27 protein-coding genes and 1 pseudogene are annotated in these 23,777 nt (G+C 55.5%); 21 read left to right on the top strand and 7 right to left on the bottom strand.

Translation table 11 applies throughout. The features are described from left to right. The first annotated feature begins 1 nt into the window (after position 1). The 11 genes and pseudogenes from puuE to DS901_RS15860 all read left to right on the top strand — a co-directional run bounded on the left by puuE (position 2) and on the right by DS901_RS15860 (position 9,783). Positions 2-1,402, top strand: a complete 1,401-nt coding sequence (puuE, locus tag DS901_RS15910) for an allantoinase PuuE (RefSeq protein ID WP_368506479.1) — start codon at positions 2-4, stop codon at positions 1,400-1,402. Next, on the top strand, positions 1,399-1,878 hold the full coding sequence (locus DS901_RS15905) for an ureidoglycolate lyase (RefSeq protein ID WP_113777878.1): 480 nt from the start codon (positions 1,399-1,401) through the stop codon (positions 1,876-1,878). Before puuE ends, DS901_RS15905 begins: the two co-directional genes overlap by 4 nt. A 38-nt stretch (positions 1,879-1,916) precedes the next feature. Continuing rightward, a pseudogene (locus DS901_RS15900) lies at positions 1,917-3,221 on the top strand (uracil-xanthine permease family protein). Between the two features lie 96 nt (positions 3,222-3,317). Further along, positions 3,318-3,701: a VOC family protein gene (locus tag DS901_RS15895; RefSeq protein ID WP_113777877.1), complete on the top strand. Its 384-nt coding sequence runs from the start codon at positions 3,318-3,320 to the stop codon at positions 3,699-3,701. Positions 3,702-3,765: 64 nt separating this feature from the next. After that, a complete protein-coding gene (locus DS901_RS15890; protein ID WP_147249954.1) occupies positions 3,766-4,389 on the top strand; it encodes a hypothetical protein in 624 nt (207 codons plus the stop codon). A 106-nt stretch (positions 4,390-4,495) separates the two neighbouring features. Further along, positions 4,496-5,317, top strand: a complete 822-nt coding sequence (gene phnC, locus DS901_RS15885; protein ID WP_113777875.1) for a phosphonate ABC transporter ATP-binding protein — start codon at positions 4,496-4,498, stop codon at positions 5,315-5,317. A 62-nt stretch (positions 5,318-5,379) separates the two neighbouring features. Next, on the top strand, positions 5,380-6,285 hold the full coding sequence (phnD, locus tag DS901_RS15880; RefSeq protein ID WP_113777874.1) for a phosphonate ABC transporter substrate-binding protein: 906 nt from the start codon (positions 5,380-5,382) through the stop codon (positions 6,283-6,285). Positions 6,286-6,358: 73 nt separating this feature from the next. After that, positions 6,359-7,228 carry a phosphonate ABC transporter, permease protein PhnE gene (gene phnE, locus DS901_RS15875; protein ID WP_113777873.1) on the top strand — a complete coding sequence of 290 codons (870 nt, stop codon included), beginning with the start codon at positions 6,359-6,361 and terminating at the stop codon, positions 7,226-7,228. Then, positions 7,225-8,526 carry a phosphonate ABC transporter, permease protein PhnE gene (phnE, locus tag DS901_RS15870; RefSeq protein WP_113777872.1) on the top strand — a complete coding sequence of 434 codons (1,302 nt, stop codon included), beginning with the start codon at positions 7,225-7,227 and terminating at the stop codon, positions 8,524-8,526. The genes phnE (DS901_RS15875) and phnE (DS901_RS15870) overlap by 4 nt, the downstream gene beginning before the upstream one ends. Further along, entirely contained in the window at positions 8,523-9,167 is a 645-nt protein-coding gene (locus tag DS901_RS15865) for an SDR family NAD(P)-dependent oxidoreductase (RefSeq protein WP_113777871.1), read from the top strand. Before phnE (DS901_RS15870) ends, DS901_RS15865 begins: the two co-directional genes overlap by 4 nt. 1 nt (position 9,168) lies before the next feature. Continuing rightward, positions 9,169-9,783: a chloramphenicol acetyltransferase gene (locus tag DS901_RS15860; protein WP_113777870.1), complete on the top strand. Its 615-nt coding sequence runs from the start codon at positions 9,169-9,171 to the stop codon at positions 9,781-9,783. Here DS901_RS15860 and DS901_RS15855 read toward each other — a convergent pair whose 3' ends face one another. After that, positions 9,784-10,974 (bottom strand): alpha-D-ribose 1-methylphosphonate 5-triphosphate diphosphatase, encoded by a 1,191-nt coding sequence (locus DS901_RS15855; protein WP_113777869.1) that lies wholly within the window; start codon positions 10,972-10,974, stop codon positions 9,784-9,786. 71 nt (positions 10,975-11,045) lie between these two features. Further along, the gene (gene phnF, locus DS901_RS15850) at positions 11,046-11,756 is read right to left on the bottom strand and encodes a phosphonate metabolism transcriptional regulator PhnF (protein ID WP_113777868.1); all 711 of its coding nucleotides are present in this window, start codon (positions 11,754-11,756) and stop codon (positions 11,046-11,048) included. A 105-nt stretch (positions 11,757-11,861) separates the two neighbouring features. Here phnF and phnG point away from each other — a divergent pair, with 105 nt between their 5' ends. From phnG to phnN, 7 genes are all read left to right on the top strand, one after another. Then, positions 11,862-12,317, top strand: a complete 456-nt coding sequence (phnG, locus tag DS901_RS15845) for a phosphonate C-P lyase system protein PhnG (protein ID WP_113777867.1) — start codon at positions 11,862-11,864, stop codon at positions 12,315-12,317. After that, the gene (gene phnH / locus DS901_RS15840; protein ID WP_113777866.1) at positions 12,317-12,877 is read left to right on the top strand and encodes a phosphonate C-P lyase system protein PhnH; all 561 of its coding nucleotides are present in this window, start codon (positions 12,317-12,319) and stop codon (positions 12,875-12,877) included. The genes phnG and phnH overlap by 1 nt, the downstream gene beginning before the upstream one ends. Next, complete coding sequence (locus DS901_RS15835) at positions 12,878-13,960, top strand: carbon-phosphorus lyase complex subunit PhnI (RefSeq protein ID WP_113777865.1); 1,083 nt, start codon at positions 12,878-12,880, stop codon at positions 13,958-13,960. It begins immediately after the preceding gene. Between the two features lie 72 nt (positions 13,961-14,032). After that, on the top strand, positions 14,033-14,902 hold the full coding sequence (locus DS901_RS15830; RefSeq protein ID WP_113777864.1) for an alpha-D-ribose 1-methylphosphonate 5-phosphate C-P-lyase PhnJ: 870 nt from the start codon (positions 14,033-14,035) through the stop codon (positions 14,900-14,902). After that, complete coding sequence (gene phnK / locus DS901_RS15825) at positions 14,899-15,669, top strand: phosphonate C-P lyase system protein PhnK (protein WP_113777863.1); 771 nt, start codon at positions 14,899-14,901, stop codon at positions 15,667-15,669. The genes DS901_RS15830 and phnK overlap by 4 nt, the downstream gene beginning before the upstream one ends. A 14-nt stretch (positions 15,670-15,683) precedes the next feature. Continuing rightward, positions 15,684-16,367, top strand: a complete 684-nt coding sequence (gene phnL, locus DS901_RS15820) for a phosphonate C-P lyase system protein PhnL (protein ID WP_113777862.1) — start codon at positions 15,684-15,686, stop codon at positions 16,365-16,367. Next, positions 16,364-16,906, top strand: a complete 543-nt coding sequence (gene phnN, locus DS901_RS15815) for a phosphonate metabolism protein/1,5-bisphosphokinase (PRPP-forming) PhnN (protein WP_113777861.1) — start codon at positions 16,364-16,366, stop codon at positions 16,904-16,906. Before phnL ends, phnN begins: the two co-directional genes overlap by 4 nt. Here the strand turns inward: phnN and DS901_RS15810 are convergent. Beyond that, entirely contained in the window at positions 16,888-17,565 is a 678-nt protein-coding gene (locus DS901_RS15810; RefSeq protein ID WP_113778071.1) for a DUF1045 domain-containing protein, read from the bottom strand. The genes phnN and DS901_RS15810 overlap by 19 nt on opposite strands. A 34-nt stretch (positions 17,566-17,599) precedes the next feature. Between DS901_RS15810 and DS901_RS15805 the strand changes: the two genes are divergently transcribed. Further along, positions 17,600-18,745 (top strand): alpha-D-ribose 1-methylphosphonate 5-triphosphate diphosphatase, encoded by a 1,146-nt coding sequence (locus DS901_RS15805; RefSeq protein WP_113777860.1) that lies wholly within the window; start codon positions 17,600-17,602, stop codon positions 18,743-18,745. Positions 18,746-18,804: 59 nt separating this feature from the next. Here DS901_RS15805 and DS901_RS15800 read toward each other — a convergent pair whose 3' ends face one another. Then, entirely contained in the window at positions 18,805-19,014 is a 210-nt protein-coding gene (locus DS901_RS15800) for a cold-shock protein (RefSeq protein ID WP_113778070.1), read from the bottom strand. Between the two features lie 244 nt (positions 19,015-19,258). Beyond that, positions 19,259-19,465: a cold-shock protein gene (locus DS901_RS15795; RefSeq protein WP_106357803.1), complete on the bottom strand. Its 207-nt coding sequence runs from the start codon at positions 19,463-19,465 to the stop codon at positions 19,259-19,261. 274 nt (positions 19,466-19,739) lie between these two features. On the opposite strand from DS901_RS15795, the gene DS901_RS15790 reads away from it, so the two are divergent. Next, positions 19,740-20,153, top strand: coding sequence for a BrnA antitoxin family protein (locus DS901_RS15790; RefSeq protein WP_113777859.1), 414 nt, complete (start codon positions 19,740-19,742; stop codon positions 20,151-20,153). Between the two features lie 365 nt (positions 20,154-20,518). Then, on the top strand, positions 20,519-21,178 hold the full coding sequence (locus DS901_RS15785) for a hypothetical protein (protein WP_113777858.1): 660 nt from the start codon (positions 20,519-20,521) through the stop codon (positions 21,176-21,178). 237 nt (positions 21,179-21,415) lie between these two features. Here the strand turns inward: DS901_RS15785 and ettA are convergent, their stop codons facing one another. Both ettA and DS901_RS15775 read right to left on the bottom strand, forming a co-directional pair. Then, a complete protein-coding gene (gene ettA, locus DS901_RS15780) occupies positions 21,416-23,071 on the bottom strand; it encodes an energy-dependent translational throttle protein EttA (protein ID WP_113777857.1) in 1,656 nt (551 codons plus the stop codon). 35 nt (positions 23,072-23,106) lie between these two features. Continuing rightward, positions 23,107-23,769 carry a hypothetical protein gene (locus DS901_RS15775; RefSeq protein ID WP_113777856.1) on the bottom strand — a complete coding sequence of 221 codons (663 nt, stop codon included), beginning with the start codon at positions 23,767-23,769 and terminating at the stop codon, positions 23,107-23,109. Positions 23,770-23,777 lie beyond the last annotated feature (8 nt).

Raw genomic sequence — 23,777 nt, 5'->3', positions numbered from 1 at the left:
GGTGCAAAGATATCCGCGTGACATGATTGGCTATGGGGCGCACCCACCGGCGGCAAACTGGCCGAACGGTGCGCGTATCGCTGTGCAAATTGTTTTAAATTACGAAGAGGGCGGCGAAAACAACGTGCTGCACGGCGATGCCGCTTCAGAGGCGTTTTTGTCTGAAATCGTCGGGGCCGCGCAATGGCCGGGCCAACGCCATTGGAATATGGAAAGCATCTATGAATACGGCAGTCGCGCCGGGTTCTGGCGTTTGCACCGTTTGATGGGGGATTTGCCCGTGACGGTCTACGGCGTGGCCACCGCGCTCGCCCGCAGTCCTGAACAGGTCGCGGCGATGAAAGATGCTGATTGGGAAATCGCCAGTCATGGGCTCAAATGGATCGAGTATAAAGACGCCCCTGAAGATGTTGAGCGCGCCGATATGGCTGAAGCGATCCGCCTGCATACCGAAGTCGTTGGCGAACCACCGCGCGGGTGGTACACGGGGCGCTGTTCCGAAAACACCGTGCGCTTGGCTGCGGAAACCGGGCAATTCGCCTATGTGGCGGATACCTATGCCGATGACCTGCCCTATTGGTCAGAGTTTGGCAAAACCGACCAATTGATCGTGCCCTATACGCTTGATGCGAATGATATGCGGTTTGCGACGCCACAAGGCTTTAACAGTGGAACGCAGTTTTTTGACTACCTAAAATCCAGCTTTGACGCGCTTTACCGTGAAGGTGGGCGGATGTTGTCGGTTGGCTTGCATTGCCGCCTGATTGGGCGGCCTGGCCGGGTCGAGGCACTACGCCAATTTATCGAATATGTGCAAGGCCATGATGATGTCTGGTTCGCCACCCGCGAGCAGATCGCTGATCATTGGGCAGCACAGCACCCGCATCAACGGTTTGCGCGCCCCTCGCAGATGGGCCGCGATGAATTTGTGCAGACCTATGGCAGCGTCTTTGAACATTCGCCTTGGATCGCAGAGCAGGCGTTTGATCTGGAACTTGGACCCGCGCACGACACCGCCGTAGGGCTGCAAAACGCAATGGCGCGTATGTTCCGATCCGCAAGCCAAGATGAACGGCTGGGCGTGCTCACTGCGCACCCAGATTTGGCAGGTAAGTTGGCTGCGGCCAAACGGCTGACGGCAGAAAGCACCGCCGAGCAAGCCAGCGCAGGGCTGGACGCACTTACCGACGCAGAGCGTGCATCCTTTGAGACTGGCAACGCGGCCTATACCAAAAAATTCGGATTTCCCTTCATCATCGCTGTTCGTGATCATGATAAAGCGTCCATTACCGCGGCGATGCAGGACCGGCTGCACAATGATGAAGAAACTGAATTTGCGCAGGCCTGCTATCAAGTTGAGCGGATTGCCCTACACCGGTTGACGGATATGCTGCCCAGATGACGCGCGACATCTTCATAGCCCCGCTAACACAGGCTGCGTTTGCGCCTTATGGGGATGTGCTGAACTGCGATGGCGACCCAGATAAAATGATTAACGCAGGGCTTTGCGGCCGTTTTCATGACCGCGCGCTTGTGGATGCAGGCGACGGGCGGGTTGGTATCAGCTTGTTCCGGTCTGACCTACGCGCACTGCCCTATCAGTTGGACCTGATCGAACGTCACCCAGAAGGATCACAGGCGTTTATCCCGATGAGCATGGACCCGTTTTTGGTCATCGTCGCGGACGCGGATTTGCAGCCACACGCCTTTGTCACAACGCCCGGAGAGGGCATCAATTTTCATCGTGGGACGTGGCATGGGGTGCTGACCCCGTTGTCAGGCCCGGGCCTTTTTGCCGTCATCGACCGGATCGGTGATGGCACGAACCTAGAGGAGCATGAATTCGACACGCCTTATTGCGTGAATTTTAACGATTGACCGGCGCTAAGATCGGCAATTCATCAGGGACATAAACTATGACAGATACAAACTATTCAGATCCAAATGTGACGCGCCACTGGCGCAGGCGATCCCGCTTGGATTTCAACATGTCTTGGCGATGTTCGCCTCGAATGTAACCCGTTCGATTATTGTTGGTGGCGCTGCCGGGATGACCTTTGGGTCGCCTGACCTTGTCTATCTTGTACAAATGGCGATGCTGTTCGCCGGGATTGCGACGCTGTTCCAAACTGTTGGCATGGGCCCAATCGGGTCACGGCTGCCGATCATGCAAGGCACCAGCTTTGCTTTTGTTTGCGTGCTGGCCGGGATTGCAGCCACCATGGGTATGAGCGTCGCGCTTACTGCCTGTTATCATCGGTGGCGCGATTCACTTCTGCCTTGGCGCATTTATTCAAAAACTGCGTTGGTTGTTTTCGCCGCTGATCACGGGTTTGGTGATCTTGGCCATCGGTCTGTATCTGATCCCTGTCGCGATCAAATACGCCGCTGGCGGTGCCGCGACATTCCAAATGGAAGCGGAAAGCTTTGGTTCGCTCAAACACTGGTCAGTTGCACTGACAGTAATCGCCGTTTCATTGGCGCTCAAATTTTTCACCAAAGGCGGGCTGTCTAACGCGGCGATCCTAATCGGGCTGTTGGCCGGCTATGTACTCGCGTTTGTGCTGGGCATGGTGAACTTTGACGCCGTTGGAAATGCGGGTTGGATTACACCAATCAAGCCGTTGCCATATGGGTTTGAATTTAACCTTGGTGCTGTTGTTGCAGTGACCCTTGTGTCAATCGTCTCTGCGATTGAAACCGTGGGTGACGCCTCTGCCACAGCAGGTGCAGGCCGCCATGCCACAGATGCCGAAATCGCGGGCGCCACTTACGCTGATGGTTTGGGTGCGGAGGTTGCTGGAATCTTTGGGGGTCTGCCAAACACCTCCTTTAGCCAAAATGTCGGCATCGTCGGGATGACCGGGGTTATGTCCCGCCATGTTGTGACAATCGGTGGTTTGGTACTGATCCTGTGTGGGCTGGTTCCCAAAGTCGGCGCGCTCATCGCGTCTATGCCTCTGCCAGTCCTTGGGGGCGGCGTGATCGTGATGTTTGGCATGGTTGCCGCTGCGGGTCTGAACGTGTTGGCAGAAGAAACGATGAACCGGCGCACGATGATCATCATCGCGGTATCTTTGACCTTTGGCTTGGGCCTGAACCTAGTGCCAACAGCAGTGCAATACCTGCCTGATACGCTGCGTGTCTTGGCAACGTCGGCAGTGGCACCCGTTGCGCTTTTGTCGATCTTGCTGAACCTCATCCTGCCAGAAGAGGTCTAATCGACACTTCCTGAGCATTGGGTTCTGGCCTCGCGCGTTGCGCGGGGCCTTTTTGTTTGCCACGCTACAAGTGTTATCCCAAAGCAAGGCAAGTAGATGATCGACCATTCAGGTATCAGCGTTTCGAACTACGAAAAGGCCATTGTATTTTATGAGCGCGCCCTGGCGCCGCTAGGTGCATCGCTACTGTATACGGTTCCACTGGAACATACAGGCGGGGTCAAAGTTGGCGGGTTCGGTAAAGAGCGCCCCTGTTTCTGGCTAAGCGAAGGCGCGGCACAAACCCCAACGCTGCATTTTGCCTTTACTGCCGAAACCCGCGCCGAGGTCGACGTCTTCTATGGTGCCGCAATCGCAGCTGGCGGCAAAGACAACGGAAAACCGGGACTACGCCCGCATTATCACGACAACTATTATGGTGCCTTTGTCTTGGACTTGGACGGCAATAACATTGAAGCGGTGTGTCACAGGGCTGCGTAACTGTTGCTCACTGATTGTTGGTTTCATCTGTTTTCTTTGGCTAAGGATTCGATAAAAGCAACCCATGCGAGATATATCCGTTGAAGTCATGAACAAGCCAGAGCTTGACGAGGTTCTGATGAAGAACGAGCACTTACTCTGGTCCGGGCATCCAGATTATGGGCGTAGATTTTTTCAGGCTGTTGGGGCTGAACGGAAAATTCACCTAGGCTTTCTCGCGATGGCTGTTGCAGTTTGGGCTTCTTTTCCTTTCGTTGACGAAAGCGCGCTTGGCGGAGGTGCAGCGGTATGGGTCTTTGGTGCCCTTACGGTTGGTCTTGTTGCGGGGTCATTTTTTCTTGCAAGCCAACGACAGTATGTCTTGTCGAGTTTCGTTTACCTTGTGACTGACAAGCGCGCGATCGTGTGCCGTCGAGGTAGGAACTGGCGCTTTGCAACGCGCCTCTATGTTATTTCTTGTCCGTATTCGAATACCTATCCATACGTGATAATCCCGGACCGCCCATTCCCATCCCTTCAGATTGGAACGTTGCTCTCAGAAAACGTGGTGCAGCCTTTTGGGGTAGGTCTTCCACAACCCGGTCATCCCGCGCTGCTGTCTCAAATTACGGCACCTGTCCGTTTTGACTACGTGCAAAATGCGTCTGAACTTCTGGACATCATTTTTGAGCATACGCCTACAGACTAGTCCAGTTTGGTAGCGTAACAGCACGCCCCGTTACAAAACTTTCACTAATTCTTAACAAATCTGCAAAGAGGCAGGTTCAGACAGCGCAAGACTTTGGAGAGCCTTGATGCTGCAAATTGAAAACCTGACGAAGGCCTTTGGCCAAAATAAAGCCGTGGATGCGGCTAATATAGTCGTCGATAAGCCCGCAATGATCGGAATTATCGGGCGATCCGGCGCTGGGAAATCAACCCTTTTGCGCATGTTGAACCGTCTGACAGACGCAACATCTGGCGCCATTATGTTTGATGGTCAGGACGTGACGCAGTTGCGTGGTTCCGCCAAGCGCAATTGGCAATCACAATGCGCGATGATCTTTCAGCAGTTCAATCTGGTGCCGCGTATGGATGTTGTATCCAACGTATTGCACGGCACGTTGAACCGGCGCTCCACGTTTACCACGATGTTTAACCTTTACCCGACCGAAGATATCCATCGCGCGATTGAAATCCTTGATCGGCTTGGCATTGCCGAACACGCGCCCAAGCGCGCAGAGGCCCTATCGGGTGGCCAGCAGCAGCGCGTCGCCATTGCGCGTGCCCTGATGCAGGACCCCAAAATCATTCTGGCGGATGAGCCCATTGCCTCGCTTGACCCGATGAACGCGCAGGTGGTGATGCAATCGTTGCGTGACATTCATGAACAAGACGGCCGCATGGTCATCGCCAACTTGCACACGCTAGATACCGCGCGCCGTTATTGCGACCGGGTGATCGGGATGCATGCGGGCCGGATCGTGTTTGATGGGACGCCAGATCAGCTCACCACCGGTGCCGCCCGCGATATTTACGGCGCGGATGAAACATTCTCGGAAGCTGCGACATCAACGCAGATCGAGACCCTAAACGAAGAAGTCGTCAAGCTCGCGGATATCGCTGAAAGCGTCTGATCGTAACCGTTAACCCCCCAAAGCCCCGGCTGTTCGGGGCGTTTCACGAAGAGAGAAGACCAATGAAAAAACTGATTGCTGCCGCGCTTGCGACAACATCTTTGACTGGTGCTGCATTTGCGCAAGACACTATTAGCGAATTCCGTATCGGTATCTTGGGCGGCGAAAACGCACAAGACCGTATGAACTCATACGAGTGTCTGCGCGCTTACACCGAAGAAGAGCTGGGCGTCGAGACAAAACTGTTCGCACCTGCGGATTATAACGGCGTTATCCAAGGCCTGCTGGGCGGCACATTGGACATGGCATGGATGGGCGCGTCTTCATACGCTGCGATCTATATCCAAGACGAAAACGCTGTTGAGCCTGTATTGGTCAAGATCAACCTTGATGGGTCTTACGGCTACCACTCAATCGGTTTCGCACGCGCAGATAGCGGCATCACATCGCTTGAAGACATGCAGGGCCGCACATTTGGCTTTGGTGATCCAAACTCAACTTCTGGCTACCTGATCCCATCCATTGAGATTCCGCAGCAAACTGGCGCGACAATGGAATCCGGCGATTACTTTGGTGAAGTGAAATTCACTGGTGGTCACGAGCAAACAATCGTTGCTGTGAACAACGGTGACGTTGACGGTGGTGTGACTTGGGCAGACGGCCAAGGCGAATGGGAAGACGGCTACAACTCTGGCGCGCTGCGCAAAGCGGTTGATGCTGGCCTGATCGACATGAACGATCTGGTTGAAATCTGGCGTTCAGCGCCGATCCCTGAAGGTCCGATTGTTCTGCGTTCTGAACTGCCACAGGACGTCAAAGACAAGATGACTGCGCTCGTTGATGCGCTGCATGATGTTGACCCAGATTGTGCATATGGCGTTGCAGCCGGCGAAAGCCTTGGCTTCGACCCAATTACGCATGACGCATACACGTCGATCGTCGCAGCCCGTCTTGCGAAATCGAACTAAGCGCATTTCATGAAGATCTGCAGGCCCCGGCATCTTGCTGGGGCCTGTAATTTTATCAGCAAGGTCCCCCCTCATGGCAGAGCTTTCGACATCGGCAATCCAGACCGATTATATGGCGCAGGTCCGACAAAAACGGATCATGAACACGATCCTATTGGTCGTTTTTATCGCATTGATGCTAGGTGGCTTTGCCACGGCAAACGATCGCAATGCGGGCGGGTTCTGGAACGGGCTGCCGATGCTGTTGGATTTTCCCGCTGATGTGATCAGTGAAGCCTATTCGCGGGCCGAATTACTGCCGGGATATTTTGTAAAATATTTCCCTTCACTCATTGAAACAATCAATATCGCGGCGGCCTCGACGCTTTTGGGTGGCCTGCTGGGGCTTGTGATGTCCCTGCTGGTGACACGCGGTCTTGCGCCGGTGCCATGGTTGATTGGTCCGCTACGCCGCGTCTTGGACGTGCTGCGTGCGGTGCCCGAAATTGTCATCGCGCTTGTGCTGATCTTTTTGCTGGGCGGTGGGCCTGTGCCCGCGATGATTGCGATTGCGCTGCACACGGTTGGCGCATTGGGCAAATTGTTTTCCGAAGTTAATGAAAATGCCTCTCTCAAACCTGTTGAAGGGCTCGAGTCTGTCGGTGCAGGCTGGACACAGCGTATGTGGCTGGGTGTGATCCCGCAGGTGGCCCCGAACTATCTGAGCTACGGCCTGCTACGCTTTGAAATTAACATCCGCGCCTCTGCGATCCTTGGGTTCGTGGGCGCGGGTGGTATCGGCTACGATCTACGTAACACCATGAGCTGGGGACAGGGCAAATTCGATGAGGCAGCTGCCATCTTCTTGCTGTTGTTCTTTACAATTGTCGTTGTCGACCAGTCATCAAGCTATCTGCGTAACCGCCTGACCCACGGGTCCGCAAAAGGGAAGATCCACGCATGAGCATGGCATCGCTTCAGGCCTCTACGGCCACAAATTTCCAACGTAAACGCCTGATGGGTTTCGCTGTCCCCGCAGTTATTCTTGCCTATTTTGCATATATCTTTGTGGCCTTTGATATGGGTGGGCTTGCTGAACGGGTCAGCCTAGAGAACACGCGCACGTTGGTATCTGACGCCTATAGCTACAAAACCCATGTAACCCGCGATAACCGCGATGGTGGTGTCAGCATCGCGATTGAGGGCGAACGCAAGGGCCGCTACGCCGAAGGCACAGCCCCAGAATGGGTTGCCTTGGGTACCGAAACTCTGGTCGATTTGGGTGATGATCACATCGTGACCTTTGGCGAAACCCTCGTTACCTACGACATCCCCGGCTATGGGATGATCGTCACCGAACCGGGCCGCACGGGCGTCAACGCGACTTTCCCGACAGATGAGATCCCCGAATGGATTAACGCGTCAAAGAACCGCGTGTCGATCACGACGGATGCTGGGCGTCTGACCGTGACGCGCAACCGTTCCGAGGTTTTCCGCTACGCGATGGGCTGGGAGCTGTTCTTCTTCACGCTCGACAGCCCGTACCACGGCATGGGGTTTGGCACTTTGCTGAGCCACGCTGCGAATGGCGAGGCGGGGGCAATCTGGTCTGATTTTTGGGCGAACAAAATGTGGCGTCACGCAGATGTCGCTTGGGCGTTATTTGAAACGATCTTGATGGCCTTCTTGGGCACCTTTGGGGCCGCGATCATCGCGCTGCCGCTTGGTTTCCTCGCAGCTAAAAACTTTACCCCATTGGGTGGGGTACGGTTTGCAGCGCGGCGCGTGTTTGATTTCTTGCGCGGTGTGGACGGGTTGATCTGGACGATTGTACTGTCACGCGCCTTTGGGCCGGGGCCAATGACGGGGTCGCTGGCGATTTTGCTCACAGACACCGGATCATTCGGCAAAATGTTCTCAGAGGCGTTGGAAAACGTCGATGGCAAGCAAATCGAAGGTATCACATCCACGGGGGCAAAACCCCTGCAACGCTACCGTTTCGGGGTGATCCCACAGATCACACCTGTCTTGCTCAGCCAAGTTTTGTATTACCTCGAATCCAACACGCGGTCCGCAACGATCATCGGGGCGATTACCGGTGGTGGTATTGGGTTGCTTTTGACCCAAGCCATCAGCACCCAAAAAGACTGGGAAGAGGTGACATATTACATCGTGCTGATTATTCTCATGGTCATGATGATGGATACATTCTCGGGCTGGTTGCGCCGTAAACTGATCAAAGGTGACGAGGCCGGTCATTGACGCGCGTTCTGGTTACGGGTGCAAACCGCGGCATAGGGGCGGCGCTTTGCGTGGTCGCGGCAAAGGCCGGTGCGGATGTGATCCGCGCCACACGCCCGGGGCGCGGAGGTGACATTGTTTTTGATGTAACCGATCCCGAAGCTGTGACCGAAGCGGTCAGGCAGGTCGCTGGCCCAATCGATATTGTTATCAATAATGCAGGGATCATCGGGCCAGACAGACAATCGACAACGGATATGGATTTTGGCGGGATGGCCGAAACATTTGCCGTGAATGTTGTCGGGCCACTTGCCGTCAGCAACGCCTGTCTTGCACAGCTCGGCCAAAGCAGCGCGCCCCGTATTCTGACGGTCTCAAGCCAAATGGCATGGATGGGATATGCAAAGTCGGACCGCATCGCTTACCGCGCCTCAAAGGCTGCGGTGAATAAGGTGATGCAGGGGCTTGCTACCGATTTACAGCCGCGCGGTATTGCCGTGGCGCTTGTTGATCCGGGCTGGGTGCGGACCGATATGGGGGGCGCAGATGCTGACCTTGACCCGACTGAGGTCGCAAACGGTATGTGGGCGTTGGCCACGCGGTTAACGTTGGCAGACACCGGCAAATTCTTCAAATGGAACGGCACAGAGCGAGATTTTTGACATGGCGCGGCTAACGGCGGACACGCCATTCATTCACCCAGATTGCGACATCAACGACACCACCTTTGGCCGCTATACCGAGATTGGATGCGGCACCCGAATGGCGCATAGCCATATGGGCGACTATTCTTATTGTGACCGTTTTGCCGATATCGCAAACGCTGAAATTGGGATGTTCGCGAACATCGCCAGCTACGTGCGCATCGGGGCGACGGACCACCCGATGGATAAAGCAAGCCAGCACCATTTCCATTATCGGTCTGCCGATTATTTTGATGATGCCGGGCATGACAACGACTGGTTTGCGCACCGCAAGTCACGGCGCGCGGTGATTGGCCATGACACATGGATCGGACACGGCGCACAGATTCGGCCAGAGGTCACGCTTGGGCACGGCTGCGTTGTCGCGGGTGGTGCCATCGTGACCAAAGATGTGCCGCCCTATATGATCGTCGCAGGAATTCCTGCGGTACCGTTACGCGCGCGATTCACGGATGATATCGCCGACAGGATGATGGCGCTTGCATGGTGGGACTGGCCGCATGACCGGCTGCGTGCAGCGCTGGATGATTTTCGGGGGCTCAAGGCCGAAGCCTTTCTTGAACAGTACGCCTGACTATTCGGCAGCGACCCGCAACCTAGGGGCCGCTTGGGTCAATCGATGTGCAAGGCCCGCTGAAAGATGTGACCAACGGCCCGCCGACATTGTGCCCTCTACTTGACGGGTCGTCGCGTTTATAATTGTCAGATCAGCACGCTTCCCGTCAGCAATAACACCGCGATCCCCAAGACCCATAATGCGGGCTGGGCGGGTTGAAATCATCGCCCATGCTTTGGCCAAATCGAGGATGCCTGCGTCGTCAAGCGCAAAGGCGGATTGTGCTAAAGTTGGGTAGTGATAATCAGACACGAGCGCGTCACAAAGCCCATCGCGGATCAATGTGACGGCGGCAATATTCCCTGATTGGGACCCGCCGCGCACCACATTCGGTGCGCCCATGATGACAGGGTCAGCCCAAGTGTTCGCCAGTGCGGCAGCGGCACGCTGGGTCGGGAATTCGCAGATTTTCGCCCCGATCATAGAGTAATATTCGCGGGTGCGCCCGTCGGGGTCATCATGGCTACCATAGCGAACAGTGAGCCGGTCAAAGGCCGCTGCAAGATTACACAGGTAGCGTGGAACCTGTTCGCTTTGATCGCGGGTTGCTTCAACCAATGCGACATGTTCGGCTGCTGTGCGTCCGGCGCGGGCCGCCCATGCTGCAATCCGGTCAGGGTGGGTTTTCGCGATTTCAAGCGCTTCATCGAGGTGATTGTTAAAGATCACGTAGTCAATGCCATAGTTTTCAATCGCGGCAATCAGCCGGTCTTGGGTGTTGACCGTGTGGGTTTCGCAGCGGATTTGAATACGCAGATCAGTCAACATCTGATCGCGGTAATCTGCGTGCGCCTGCATAAAGTCTTCGGCAAAGTCAGGACCACGCCCGCCGCCTTCCCATGACCAGCTTTGCGCCATCCAAGCCGTGGTGACACCATTCGCTGCGGCGTCGCGATCTGTGCCCGCAAGCCCAAATGCCATCGGAAACGGTGCTGTTGGGCGCGGGGCAAGATGGTGTTCAAACGCATCGCCATGTAGGTCAATAATGCCGGGAAGGATGTAATAGCCCGCGAGATTGATGCTCGGGCCGCCACCGATTGGGTCATCGCGCATGAAACCTTCACGCACCGATATATTGCCGGTTTCAATGCGACCACCGCGCAAAATCTGCGCGCCAGTCATAGACAGAAATGCAATCGGGGGGGTCATCGTATTCGTCGCCTGTAGGTTTATTTCAGGTGTTATGACTGCGCGATGTATCGCGCGTATGACAGTTTTGTTTAGGAATTGTTAACAGTCAACGTGACCCTGTCGCCAGCAAACCATGTGTGACCAAATTCGATTGGGGTATCATCAGTGTCGACGTTTATGCCGACTGAGCGCAGGATCGGTGCACCCTCTGTTACACGCAGGTGAAGGGCTTGGGTCGCGTTTGCCTGTTTTGCGGTCAACCGGGTCGTGGCGCGGGTGTAGTCAGAGATGCCTTGCCGTTTAAGCGCGGCGGTCACAGAGTTGGTCTCGGCGATGTGGTCACATAGGTCTGGAAATCGCACCGCCGGAAAAATGCTGCGAAACAGTGCGATAGGTTGATCGTCGGCCAAGGATAACCCGTCATAGACATGCACCGGGTCGCCCGCTTGGATCGCGAGCGCGTCTGCCTCGCGCGCGTCTGCCGCACGGGTTTCAAGCGCAAGGATTTGCTTCGCAGGCGCGCGGCCCGCCGCAGTCAGGTTTTGGTGAAATCGGACACGTCGGCCAATCGGGTAATCTGTTGGCGTCAGCGCCACAAATACCCCGGCGCCGCGCCTCGCGTGGACCAACCCACCCTCGGCCATTGCCGCAAGCGCGCGCCGTACCGTATGGCGGTTCACCCCAAAGCGCGCCGATAGTGCAGCTTCGGTCGGGAGTTTGTCACCGGGGGCATAGCGCCCTTCGGCAATATCATTTGTCAGCGCGGTGCTGATCGAGGTCCAGATAGCGGTACGGGCCATGGCGTCACAAAAGTTTCACATCATAAGGGATTGCCAGTCGCGAACGACATGGCCTAATATTTGTCTAGTTGTATATTAATTTAGACAAACACACAAGGTGTCTAGATGACAAGAGAGAACGATCCAAACGCTGCTCGCAAAACGTGGATGAGCCTTCTGGCGAAATCCGATGCGGGTGTTTTGTCTCAGATTTGGGATAAGGCTGATATCGCGCCAGACTTCCGGTTTCTGCGCGCCCCTGAGATTGGTGGCGTGATGGTGCGCGGGCGGGCGGGTGCCGTTGGTGCTGCATTTAACTTAGGCGAAATGACGGTGACGCGCTGTTCCGTGACGCTTAGCGGCGGGGCCGTTGGCCACGCCTATGTGCAGGGTCGCGATAAGAAAAAGGCCGAAGTTGCGGCGCAGATTGATGCGTTGATGCAAACCGATTTGGCCGCACAAGTGGAGGCTGCCGTTTTGGCACCGCTGCGCAAGATCGCCGAAACGGCCAAGCGAACCCGCGCTGCTAAAGCTGCTGCAACAAAGGTTGATTTCTTTACCATGGTCCGAGGAGAAGATTGATGCAGGCCGCAATTCTAGAGGGCGGGTTCGTCGAGGCCCCCATCGATTCAGCCCGCGCGTTTCGCCAGATTATGACTGCCATGGCGCAGCCCGGCACAATCAATGAAGTTACTGGTGCGCTGCCGCCCGCACCGCTTTCCATCGCGGCGGGGGTCGTCTTGCTTACAATGTGCGACCCCGAAACGCCCGTGTTTCTGACGCCTAAATTTGACACAGACGAAGTGCGCGCGTGGATCACATTCCATACCGGTGCACCATTTACGGCGGCCAATAACGCCGCTTTTGCTGTGGGTGCATGGGGTGATCTGCCGCTGAACGAATTTTCCATTGGCTCGTCTGAATACCCGGATCGGTCGGCGACATTGATTGTAGAAACGGATCACTTGAGTGTCACAGGTGCAACGTTACGCGGGCCGGGGATCAAAGACACAGCGACGCTTTCATTGCCCGATGCACAGGCATTTCAAAACAATGCGCTGCTGTTTCCATTGGGGCTCGATTTTATATTCACCTGCCAAAGCGATCTTGCCGCTTTGCCACGGACGACAAAGGTTTCTTAGATGTATGTTGCAGTAAAGGGCGGCGAAAAGGCGATTGATAACGCCCATGCGTGGCTTGCCGAAGAACGACGTGGGGGTACATCCGTCACTGAATTATCGGTCGCCCAAATTCGCGAACAATTGGCTTTGGCCGTGAACCGGGTGATGGCGGAGGGGTCGCTTTTTGATCCTGATTTGGCGGCACTTGCGATCAAGCAGTCGCGCGGCGATCTGATCGAAGCGATCTTTTTGATCCGCGCCTACCGCACGACGTTGCCGCGGTTTGGTGGGTCGGAACCCGTCGATACCGAAAAAATGGCCTGCGATCGGCGCGTTTCTGCGACGTTTAAGGACGCACCGGGCGGGCAGGTGCTTGGGCCGACGTTTGACTACACGCACCGCCTGCTTGATTTCAAGCTCGCCGCCGATGGTGAGGCCCCGCAAGCGCCAATGACAGATGCGCCACCCGCTGAGACGCCACATATCATGTCGTTCTTGGATCGTGAAAACCTGATCCAAAATGAGCCCGCTGGCCCTGAAGTGCCTGACGATTTGACCCGCGCCCCGCTTGAACTGCCCGCGAGCCGTGCGCTGCGTTTGCAAGCGCTGACCCGTGGCGACGAAGGGTTCATCCTTGGCATGGCCTATTCGACGCAACGCGGCTACGCGCGCAACCACGCCTTTGTCGCGGAATTGCGGATCGGTGCTGTCCCCGTTGAAATGGATATCCCTGAGCTTGGGTTTGCCGTTGATATCGGCGAGGTCACATTGACCGAATGTGAAACCGTTAACCAATTCCAAGGCTCTAAGACCGAGCCGCCGCAATTCACCCGTGGTTACGGGCTGGTGTTCGGCATGACGGAGCGTAAGGCGATTTCGATGGCTTTGGTTGACCGCGCGTTGCGCTGGAAAGAGCTGGGCGAAGACAATGTCGGCGCGCCGGCGCAAGACGAGGAATTTGTGCTTTATCACGCGGACAACATCCAAGCGACCGGGTTTTTAGAGCATATCAAACTGCCGCATTACGTCGATTTCCAATCAGAACTAGAGCTGATCCGGAAATTGCGCCGCGAAGCGCAAGCAATGCAGGAGGCGGCAGAGTGAGTATTTGTTTTGGCGCAAGCGCCAACGCCTTCGGCGAGAGTATTTTGAGCAAGATGATATGGGGTGCTGCGCATGTCTGACTATAACTTTGCGTATCTGGACGAACAAACGAAACGGATGATCCGCCGCGCAATCCTTAAGGGGTTGGCGATTCCGGGGTATCAGGTCCCATTTGCGAGCCGCGAAATGCCGATGCCTTATGGTTGGGGCACGGGTGGCGTGCAGGTGTCAGCGGCTGTTTTGACGCCCGAAGATACCTTTAAGGTGATTGACCAAGGGGCCGATGATACGACGAACGCCGTGTCGATCCGCCGGTTTTTTGAAAAGACCGCAGATGTTGCCGTGACAGAAGCCACGGCTGAGGCCAGCGTGATCCAGACCCGCCACCGTATCCCAGAGCAAGACCTGCGCGCCGATCAGATTTTGGTCTATCAGGTGCCCATTCCTGAGCCTCTTCGCTTTTTGGAACCGTCCGAGGTTGAGACCCGCAAGATGCACGCGCTTGAAGAATACGGGTTGATGCATGTGAAACTGTATGAGGATATTTCGCAGCACGGCGCGATTGCGACGTCCTATGCGTACCCGGTGAAGGTTGAAGGCCGTTATGTCATGGACCCTTCGCCAATTCCGAAGTTTGACAACCCGAAACTCAATATGGCGGGCATCCAGCTGTTTGGCGCGGGCCGCGAACAACGCATTTATGCGGTGCCGCCCTATACGGATGTTGTCAGTCTTGATTTCGAAGACTACCCGTTTGAAGCCAGCAAAGCAGATCACGCCTGTGATCTATGCGGTGCCACTGACAGCTATCTTGATGAGTTGATCGTCGACGATTCAGGCAAACGGATGTTTATGTGTTCAGACACAGATTACTGCTGTTCGCGGCGTAAGGCTGGCCATATCGGTGCGCAAGGTGTCCCTTATGCGGAGGATGCGGCATGAACCCGCTGTTGAATGTTGGTGGAATTTCAAAGTTCTACGGCCACCGGATTGGCTGCAAGGATGTATCGTTTGATCTGTATCCCGGTGAAGTTATGGGTATCGTTGGCGAAAGCGGTTCAGGTAAATCGACCCTATTGAATTGTCTCGCGGGGCATCTCGCGCCGGACACTGGCGCGGTGAATTTTGACACGCGCGTGGATGGCATGCGTGACACGGTCACGATGTCTGAACCAGAACGGCGGATGCTGTCGCGCACGGATTGGGCATTTGTGCATCAACATGCGCGCGATGGGCTGCGCATGAATGTAAGTGCTGGTGGCAACGTCGGCGAACGGTTGATGGCTGTAGGCGCGCGCCATTATGGTGAAATCCGCGATCAGGCGACAGATTGGCTTGGCCGGGTTGAGATTAACGCGGACCGCGTTGATGACCGCCCCACCGCGTTTTCGGGTGGTATGCAGCAACGCTTGCAAATCGCGCGAAACTTGGTGACCGGACCGCGCTTGGTGTTCATGGATGAACCGACGGGTGGCTTGGACGTGTCTGTGCAGGCCCGTCTGTTAGACCTGTTGCGCGGCTTGGTACGCGAAATGAACCTCAGCGCAATTATCGTGACCCATGATTTGGCTGTTGTCCGCCTGCTTGCCGATCGATTGATGGTGATGAAAGACGGGCATGTGGTTGAAACCGGGCTAACCGATCAGGTGCTTGATGATCCACAGCACGGCTATACCCAGCTGTTGGTGTCGTCGGTGTTGCAGGTTTGAATAAGGATTATACGATGATCAGTATCGAAAACGTATCAAAGTCGTTCACCCTGCATAACCAAGGTGCCGCGACGATCCCCGTCATGGATGGCGCGTCATTACAGGTTGCACCGGGCGAATGCGTGGCCCTTGTCGGGCAATCTGGTTCTGGCAAATCGACGCTCATGCGGATGATTTACGGAAACTATTTGGCTGCTGCTGGTCGGATCATGATCGATGATGTGGATGTCGCCTCTGCCGCACCACGCGAAATATTGCAGTTGCGCCGCTATACATTGGGTTATGTCAGTCAGTTTTTGCGCGTTGTCCCGCGTGTTCCCACGGTCGAAGTTGTGGCTGATCCATTGCTGGCAACCGGGGCTGAACGCGGTGCCGCGCTTGCGCGTGCACAGGTCTTGCTTGAAAACTTGAACATCCCGGAACGGCTTTGGGCGCTTAGCCCGACGACGTTTTCTGGCGGCGAACAGCAGCGCGTGAATATTGCACGTGGGTTTGCCTATAATTATCCAGCCTTGTTGCTGGATGAGCCGACCGCGAGCCTTGACGGCAAAAACCGTGAAGTCGTGATGGCGATGATCGAAGAGGCCAAGGCGCGCGGCGCTGCAATTATCGGGATTTTCCACGACGAAGCTGCCCGTGACCGTGTGTGTGACCGCGAGATTGATGTGACCGGCTTTACCCCAAAGGCGGCGGCGTGACCGGGCGTTTCATCTGTGTTGTTGGCCCATCGGGGGTTGGCAAAGATAGCGTTATGCACGCTATGGCCGCGGCTGAACCCCGGCTTGTACCGGTGCGCCGTGTGATTACCCGGCCCAGTGATGCAGGTGGCGAAGACTTTGACGGTGTGACCGAGACGCAGTTTTCGGCAATGGAAGCCGCAGGTAAATTTGCCCTGTCATGGCCGGCACATGGGCTGCGCTATGGCATCCCTTTGGGGGTAGGTGGTGTGCTCGCGTCCGGGCACGATGTGTTGGCGAACCTGTCACGTGCTCAGTTGATTACTGCACGGGGACGGTTCGCGCATACCGAATTTATTGCGCTGACCGCATCGCGCGACGTGTTAGAAAAGCGGCTTTTGGTACGTGGCCGCGAGACGGTAGAACAAGTCGCGGGGCGATTGGATCGCGCGAGCTTTGCGCTGCCCGACGGGATACACGCGCATGAGATCGACAATAGTGGGACGCTTGATGTCACGGTCAACGCGGTCTTGGACCTGCTTTACCCAGATAGGTCGTAGCGATGGATTTCATGAAACATACCAGCTGCGTCCTCACCCATCAGCGAAATCTGATTGATCGGAAATGGACGCGGCACAAGCGGCAGCAGATGCGGCGCCAGCGCGTCGGTCACATCTGCGCCAAGGCCAGGGTCAATGCGCCCAGACAGGGTCAGATGGAAATGGAAATCGGCGTCAACATAAGGGTAGCCCCAAGCCATCAAATTGGCTTCTTGTCGTTCAGTCAGGTTCGCCTTGCGACGACGGGCCAGCTCTTCGGGTGGCGCAGGGGCGCGGAACGGATCGAGGGTCTCAACGATAGCTTGGGTGAATGCGTTCAGCACGGTGACGTCGCCGCGCGGGCGCAGCGCCAAGAAACCACGATGATGCTTCAGTGCAAGACCTGCCAAGTTGAAGGCGGGCAGGGTCGCAGCCAAGGCCCCAGTCGCATCTGCCAGATCGTCTGGGCTGCAACCTTTCGCCAGCCGAAATGGCGCTTTCAGCGTTGCATGAATGCCGTATTTGCGCGGCGTTTGCGTCAGCGCGGTCACATCAAAATCAGCGATTTGCGGATGAGGGCAAGCGCGCCCCGTCCGATTATCCCAACCCAGCCAGGCAGAACAGAAATCAGCGAATGGGCCGGGCGGTGGGGTGTAGAAAATTGCGTATCGTTCAAACATATTCCACTCTTTGCCAAGGTAGCGTGACAGATCCATGACAGATGAAACAATACTCGCCAATGCCCAGATCATTCTTGCCGATGAGGTGATCACCGGCTGCCTGAAAATGCAGGGCGATACCATCACGGATATTGCGCAGGGTGCACAGGTTCCCAAGGGGGCGATCGACTGCGGCGGCGATTTTGTTAGCCCCGGTATGATTGAACTGCATACGGATAATCTCGAACGCCACATCAGTCCTAGGCCTAAGGTCGACTGGCCACACCGCGCCGCCATTGTGGCGCATGATCGTGAATTGGCAGGCTGCGGGATTACCACTGTGTTTGACGCGATCCGCGTTGGATCTATCTTGTCGGGGAACGGCAAACGCTACGGAAAATACGCGCGACAGATGGCCGATGAAATCCTACAAATGCGCGACCTTGGGGCGCTAAAAATTAGCCACCATATTCACCTGCGCGCCGAAGTTTGTTCTGAAACGCTTGTTGATGAACTGGCCGAATTTGGCGAGGCTGACCGGATCGGGATTGTGTCTTTGATGGATCACACCCCCGGACAGCGCCAATTCAGCGACATCCAAAAATACGAAGATTATGTGTGTGGTAAGCATGGCATGGACCGGGCCGAGTTTCCGGCCTATGTGGAATTTTTGACGGCCTTACAAGCACGGCTGGGGGCAGGTCATGAAGAAGCCGCAGTCTCCGCTGCACAGCGCTATGGTGCGACCTTGGCCAGCCACGATGATACAACAGCAACACAGGTGGCCACCAGCCACGCGCATGGCATCACACTGGCGGAATTTCCAACGACTGTTGAGGCCGCAAATGCCTGCTATGATGCTGGGATTGCCACAATCATGGGGGCGCCGAACCTAGTACGGGGCGGGTCACACTCTGGCAATGTGGCGGCGCATGAACTAGCCCGATTGGACCGGTTGGACATTCTTTCGTCGGATTACGTCCCGGCGGCACTACTACAGGGTGCCGTGCAAGTCGCGCAAATTTGGGGGGATTGGGCGCGGGGGATGGCTACCGTGACATTCGCGCCTGCGCAAAAGGTACATCTCGATGATCGCGGCGTGCTTGCTATTGGTAAGCGCGCGGATGTCATGCGCTTTGCCGTTGTGAATAACCTGCCGCTTGTACAATCGGTTTGGACCGCTGGACGTGGTGTGGCTTAACAAACGGAAAAGGGCGCCACAGAAATTGCGGCGCCCTGACCGATTGTTATCTGTGACGCTTAGTCAGCGACTGTGAGATTGATCGCGCTTTCGCGCCCATCCCGGCCAGCTTCAATATCAAAATTAACTTTTTGATCGTCGCGCAGACCCGTAAGGCCCGACCGCTCGACCGCAGAAATGTGAACAAATACGTCCTTAGCGCCGCCATCGGGTGCGATAAAGCCGTAGCCTTTTGTGGTGTTGAACCATTTGACAGTGCCTGAAGCCATGTCTTTGTCTTCCTTCAATATCATCCGCTCGCGGAACTGCAGCGGTTTGGCGCAGTCAAAGTTAGATCGATGGACTGGGCCGAAAAAGCAGACAGCGGTCGATAATTTAACGTCGCGCGGCAATCATGGCAGACTGCGCGACAAAATCAACAATTTTGGGAAAACGGGTATTGTGCAGCGAAAAATCGCACGCAGGGGCTGTGGCACGCGTAAGATCGCGTGCCACATAATTCTTAATAATCGCTTATGCGAGCGCGAGGTTAATCGCAGATTCGCGACCGTCGCGGCCAGCTTCGATGTCGAAAGTAACTTTCTGATCGTCGCGCAGACCTGTCAGGCCTGAACGCTCAACAGCGGAGATGTGAACGAATACGTCCTTAGAACCACCATCAGGAGCGATAAAGCCGAAGCCTTTAGTTGTGTTGAACCATTTCACGGTGCCAGTAGCCATCGTGTTTTCCTTTATTTATCAATGCCATCCGCAGAATTGCGACGGCTTGGCTTAGTCAGTGCAAGATCGATAGACTGTAGCCGGATAGGAAAACAGTGGTCGAGTTGGATAACGTCTGCCAATCCCATGTGGGACCTTAGGGCCAATAAATCAAGTAAAATATTTGCGTCAGTTGTGTATCGGCATGTTGTCGGCATCGCGTCGGACCCCGGCGTACGGTTGTTTTGGGGGTATTTAACTCGCCCACACAATACTTGCGGGGCAGGAGATACCAATGCCACGCATGACCAAAGCCGAACGGATCGCCCGTCAAAAGATGATGCGTTACCTGTACGAGGAGAGCATCGATCAGACCGACCTGTCGCTGGAATTGCGCGATAAGGTGCCGCTGGCGTGGCACACGTTAGAGCATGATCTGGACGTGGAAGAACCCAAAATGAAGATCACGCTGCGGTTGGACGAAAGCGTTGCGAAATTCTACCGGGCGATGGGGCCGGGGTATCAGGCGCGGATCAGCCGGATATTGGGGCTATGGGCCAATATGAAAATTGGCGAAGCCTTGCGGGTGGAAGAGGCGATCTATGCCCAGATGAAAATACTGAACAGATTAGACCGAGAGGCCGAGGCGCGGGGTGAACAGCCCAAGAGTTTTGGGGCGGATGTGAAACAAGATGTCTTGCCCGACTGATAAGTCGGGCAGCCCCCGGTCCGGGGCTTCGCCCGTTTTCGGTCAAAAAGGTCCACCGGACCTTTTCCTACCCTCAAACCCCTCCCCACGGGAGGGGGCTTCACCGCCACCCGGTGAAACCGCCCGCCCCTTGGAAACATGCGAGGTGGGCGTCAACGAGGATTATGTGTGAACATGTCGATTGCGTCGGCAGCATTGGTCGGTCTTCAGCTGAGAAACTTTCGTAGCTGGTTGTCACCGCTTTCAGATGATGCGAAACAGGACAAAATTTATGCCGATAGCGACTTAGCCAACGCTGGGCGGATCTAGGGAAATCGCACCAAGCGAAAGTGCTTGCTCCGCAATTAAGGTTAAGAGAATTTATCATGCTATCTAAAACGAAGCTTATTGGGGTTTGTGCCGTCGCGCCGTGGATGGTTTCAACAGCTGCAGTCGCGCAAGATGCGATCTACCCTGCGCCGGGAACGGTGTTTACCTATGACATGACCGAAACGATAGGCGACGCAGACGGCGATCACATGGTCAACTCTTGGCGGGAGAGTACTGAAATTCTTATGGTGGAAAACGGTGTTATCTTGCACCAACGATGCCGCGAAGGCAGGCCGGCTTGCAATAATTTCGTAAGCGATGGTGCCGCTGTGAAATATGTCGGGGCCCAAGAAAATGGTTCTCCCTCAGATGACACTATTTCACCGCAAGATGTTGCAAAACTCGCCGATGTGATCGCTGACGACCAACCTGCCTTTTTTCCCCTAGAGGATGGGAAAACGATTGCTTGGGTCGACCCGGAGTATGGTTTTGAGATCAATCTGCGCATGGCCTGCTGTGAGGCCGATGAAAACGGTGACAGCCGCTTATGGGCGTTTTCTATCACACGCCCCTCAGATGCGGACAATGACACTGCGGTCGTGCAATTTTTCGATCCGGATTTGGGGTGGTATGTCGGCAGCCGCAGTGTGAACGCAATGCCCCGCTTTCCAAGACGGGTCACCGTTGAGACCTTGATCGAAATCGAACATCCATAGTCGCGCGCGGTTCATGGACCGTCGCGCAGGATACTGGGAGGATTGGGGGTATTCCGCAAACCGCTCTGTGCATCGCTGGTATCAAGAAACTTACCTGCTTTGAGTGTCGCAAGGTGAGCCGTGTAAGGCACTGATCCAATAAGTAAAGGGCGGCCCGAAAGCCGCCCTCATTATCTCACGCTGTGCGCCCGCAATTGCTGCGCAATCGCTTTCGCGCACCCGTTGATTGCTTTGCAATCAACGTACGAACTTCTTATGTTTCATCCGCTTTGGCTCTAACGCATCTGCGCCAAGCCGGGCTTTTTTGTCTTCTTCGTAGTCGGAAAACGCGCCTTGGAACCATTCGACGTGGGCGTCGCCCTCGAATGCGAGGATGTGTGTGCAAATCCGGTCGAGGAAGAAGCGGTCGTGGGAAATAACCACGGCGCAGCCTGCGAAATCGACCAATGCGTCTTCGAGTGCGCGCAGTGTTTCGACGTCCAAATCGTTGGTTGGCTCATCGAGCAGCAGCACGTTGCCGCCGGATTTGAGCAGTTTCGCCATGTGTACGCGGTTACGTTCACCACCTGACAGCAGGCTGACTTTCTTCTGCTGATCGCCGCCTTTGAAGTTGAACGCGGAACAATACGCGCGGCTGTTCATAGAGGCATCGCCAAGTTCGATAATTTCAGCGCCGCCACTGATTTCTTCCCAAACGGTGGTTTCATCTGACAGCGCATCGCGTGACTGATCCACGTAAGAAAGCTTCACGGTATCGCCGAATGTCACGGACCCTTCGTCAGGTTCGATCTGCCCGGTGAGCATCCCAAAGAGCGTGGATTTACCCGCGCCGTTGGGCCCGATCACGCCGACAATGCCGCCCGGAGGCAGATCAAACGACAGGTCTTCGACCAACAGCTTGTCACCCATCGCTTTTTTCAGGCTTTCTACCTCGATCACCTTATTGCCCAAACGTGGTCCGTTGGGGATGATGATCTGGGCGCGGCCCACTTTTTCTTTTTCCGATTGGTTCGCCATTTCGTTATAGGACGCGATCCGCGCCTTGGATTTGGCTTGGCGGGCTTTGGCGCCCTGCCGCATCCATTCAAGTTCACGCGCAAGCGTGCGTTGCTTGGACTTGTCGTCTTTTGCTTCGCGTTCCATCCGTTTTGCTTTGGCTTCGAGCCAGCTGGAATAGTTGCCTTCGTGCGGGATGCCAGACCCGCGGTCCAGCTCCAAAATCCAGCCTGTGATCGCATCAAGGAAATACCGGTCGTGGGTGACGATCAGGATGGTGCCTTTATAATCGATCAGGTGCTGTTGCAGCCATGCGATTGTTTCGGCGTCCAAGTGGTTGGTCGGCTCATCGAGCAGCAGCATGTCTGGCGCGTCAAGCAGCAGCTGGCACAGGGCCACGCGGCGTTTTTCACCGCCAGAGAGCGTGGTCACATCGGCATCGTCGGCTGGGCAGCGCAGGGCCTCCATCGAGATGTCGATTTGCGCGTCGAGGTCCCAGAGGTTCTGCGCGTCGATCTGGTCTTGTAGTTCGGCCATTTCGTCGGCGGTTTCTTCGGAATAGTTCATCGCGACTTCGTTGTAGCGGTCAAGGATCGCCTTTTTGGCGGCAACGCCCAGCATGACGTTTTCACGCACGGTCAGGTTCGCATCAAGGACGGGTTCCTGCGGCAGGTAGCCCACGCGCGCGCCTTCGGCCGCCCATGCTTCACCGACGAAATCTTTGTCTTGGCCCGCCATGATCCGCATCAGGGTCGATTTACCGGTGCCGTTCACACCGACCACACCGATTTTTACACCGGGGAGAAAGTTTAGACGGATGTTTTCAAAGACCTTTTTCCCACCGGGATAGGTTTTGGACACGCCGTCCATGAAATAGACAAATTGATTGCTGGCCATATGGGCGGTTCCTTTTGATCAAGCTTGTTCCCCACTTAAAAGGTGCGCGCGGCGTAGGCAAGGGGAGGTGGTGTTGGGCGCTTAAACCATGTGCGGCGCCGTGCGTTGAATGATGACCAGACCAGCAGCCCACAAAGAACAACAACAGCGAGAAAGCTGAGAAGCGATGTAAAGGCGGTAACTAGATTGATGGATGCCAAGAAGTCGGGGTAATCAATGTAGTGGCGTGGGTGCGGAAAAATGTTGAACATGAAACTTGGAAGAAAGTTCGTACATAAGAGAGAGATGTGTAGGAACCAAAATAGCAACACAGTTGTTCTGGGATAGATAAGAGCGCCATATCGGGAGAGCATCCATGTAGCGGTTGCGAAAAAGGCCATCGGAAATGCGTTGCCTAGCGCGGCGTTGGAGAGACCAACGATGTAGTAGGTATCTACGTTTGCAGGTTGATCGGATGTCATTGCGTTGCGGGTCAGGCTCAGGACAACAAAATCGGCGCAGCTTAAGGCAATGTATAGCATCATCGCGATGGTAAAAAGAGCGACGACGGATCGATTTCGTATCTGCGCCCATAGCGGGAGGCAAATCTGGCAAATCAGGAACACTACTGCATAGGTCAATTGGGGATCCACCTTTGGTTGCAAGGCGAAAAGCACCATTCGCCTTTGGTGTGCCAACAAACCTAATTCTTCAAGCATACAAAAAA

The organism is Loktanella sp. D2R18 (assembly GCF_003318235.1).
GTDB lineage: Bacteria > Pseudomonadota > Alphaproteobacteria > Rhodobacterales > Rhodobacteraceae > Yoonia.
This window is presented reverse-complemented; position numbering and strand designations above follow the sequence as displayed.

Excerpts from the sequence above, each read along its gene's own strand:
- phnF (WP_113777868.1), bottom strand. The coding sequence starts at position 11,756 with ATGGCCCGTACCGCTATCTGGACCTCGATCAGCACCGCGCTGACAAAT.
- phnE (WP_113777873.1), top strand. The coding sequence starts at position 6,359 with ATGGCAGAGCTTTCGACATCGGCAATCCAGACCGATTATATGGCGCAG.
- DS901_RS15855 (WP_113777869.1), bottom strand. The coding sequence starts at position 10,974 with ATGACCCCCCCGATTGCATTTCTGTCTATGACTGGCGCGCAGATTTTG.
- DS901_RS15830 (WP_113777864.1), top strand. The coding sequence starts at position 14,033 with ATGTCTGACTATAACTTTGCGTATCTGGACGAACAAACGAAACGGATG.
- DS901_RS15895 (WP_113777877.1), top strand. The coding sequence starts at position 3,318 with ATGATCGACCATTCAGGTATCAGCGTTTCGAACTACGAAAAGGCCATT.
- phnE (WP_113777872.1), top strand. The coding sequence starts at position 7,225 with ATGAGCATGGCATCGCTTCAGGCCTCTACGGCCACAAATTTCCAACGT.
- DS901_RS15795 (WP_106357803.1), bottom strand. The coding sequence starts at position 19,465 with ATGGCTACTGGCACCGTGAAATGGTTCAACACAACTAAAGGCTTCGGC.
- phnH (WP_113777866.1), top strand. The coding sequence starts at position 12,317 with ATGCAGGCCGCAATTCTAGAGGGCGGGTTCGTCGAGGCCCCCATCGAT.
- DS901_RS15790 (WP_113777859.1), top strand. The coding sequence starts at position 19,740 with ATGCCACGCATGACCAAAGCCGAACGGATCGCCCGTCAAAAGATGATG.
- DS901_RS15890 (WP_147249954.1), top strand. The coding sequence starts at position 3,766 with ATGCGAGATATATCCGTTGAAGTCATGAACAAGCCAGAGCTTGACGAG.
- DS901_RS15800 (WP_113778070.1), bottom strand. The coding sequence starts at position 19,014 with ATGGCTTCAGGCACTGTCAAATGGTTCAACACCACAAAAGGCTACGGC.
- phnC (WP_113777875.1), top strand. The coding sequence starts at position 4,496 with ATGCTGCAAATTGAAAACCTGACGAAGGCCTTTGGCCAAAATAAAGCC.
- ettA (WP_113777857.1), bottom strand. The coding sequence starts at position 23,071 with ATGGCCAGCAATCAATTTGTCTATTTCATGGACGGCGTGTCCAAAACC.
- DS901_RS15805 (WP_113777860.1), top strand. The coding sequence starts at position 17,600 with ATGACAGATGAAACAATACTCGCCAATGCCCAGATCATTCTTGCCGAT.
- phnL (WP_113777862.1), top strand. The coding sequence starts at position 15,684 with ATGATCAGTATCGAAAACGTATCAAAGTCGTTCACCCTGCATAACCAA.
- phnK (WP_113777863.1), top strand. The coding sequence starts at position 14,899 with ATGAACCCGCTGTTGAATGTTGGTGGAATTTCAAAGTTCTACGGCCAC.
- DS901_RS15775 (WP_113777856.1), bottom strand. The coding sequence starts at position 23,769 with ATGCTTGAAGAATTAGGTTTGTTGGCACACCAAAGGCGAATGGTGCTT.
- DS901_RS15810 (WP_113778071.1), bottom strand. The coding sequence starts at position 17,565 with ATGTTTGAACGATACGCAATTTTCTACACCCCACCGCCCGGCCCATTC.
- DS901_RS15860 (WP_113777870.1), top strand. The coding sequence starts at position 9,169 with ATGGCGCGGCTAACGGCGGACACGCCATTCATTCACCCAGATTGCGAC.
- DS901_RS15785 (WP_113777858.1), top strand. The coding sequence starts at position 20,519 with ATGCTATCTAAAACGAAGCTTATTGGGGTTTGTGCCGTCGCGCCGTGG.
- phnG (WP_113777867.1), top strand. The coding sequence starts at position 11,862 with ATGACAAGAGAGAACGATCCAAACGCTGCTCGCAAAACGTGGATGAGC.
- DS901_RS15905 (WP_113777878.1), top strand. The coding sequence starts at position 1,399 with ATGACGCGCGACATCTTCATAGCCCCGCTAACACAGGCTGCGTTTGCG.
- DS901_RS15835 (WP_113777865.1), top strand. The coding sequence starts at position 12,878 with ATGTATGTTGCAGTAAAGGGCGGCGAAAAGGCGATTGATAACGCCCAT.
- phnD (WP_113777874.1), top strand. The coding sequence starts at position 5,380 with ATGAAAAAACTGATTGCTGCCGCGCTTGCGACAACATCTTTGACTGGT.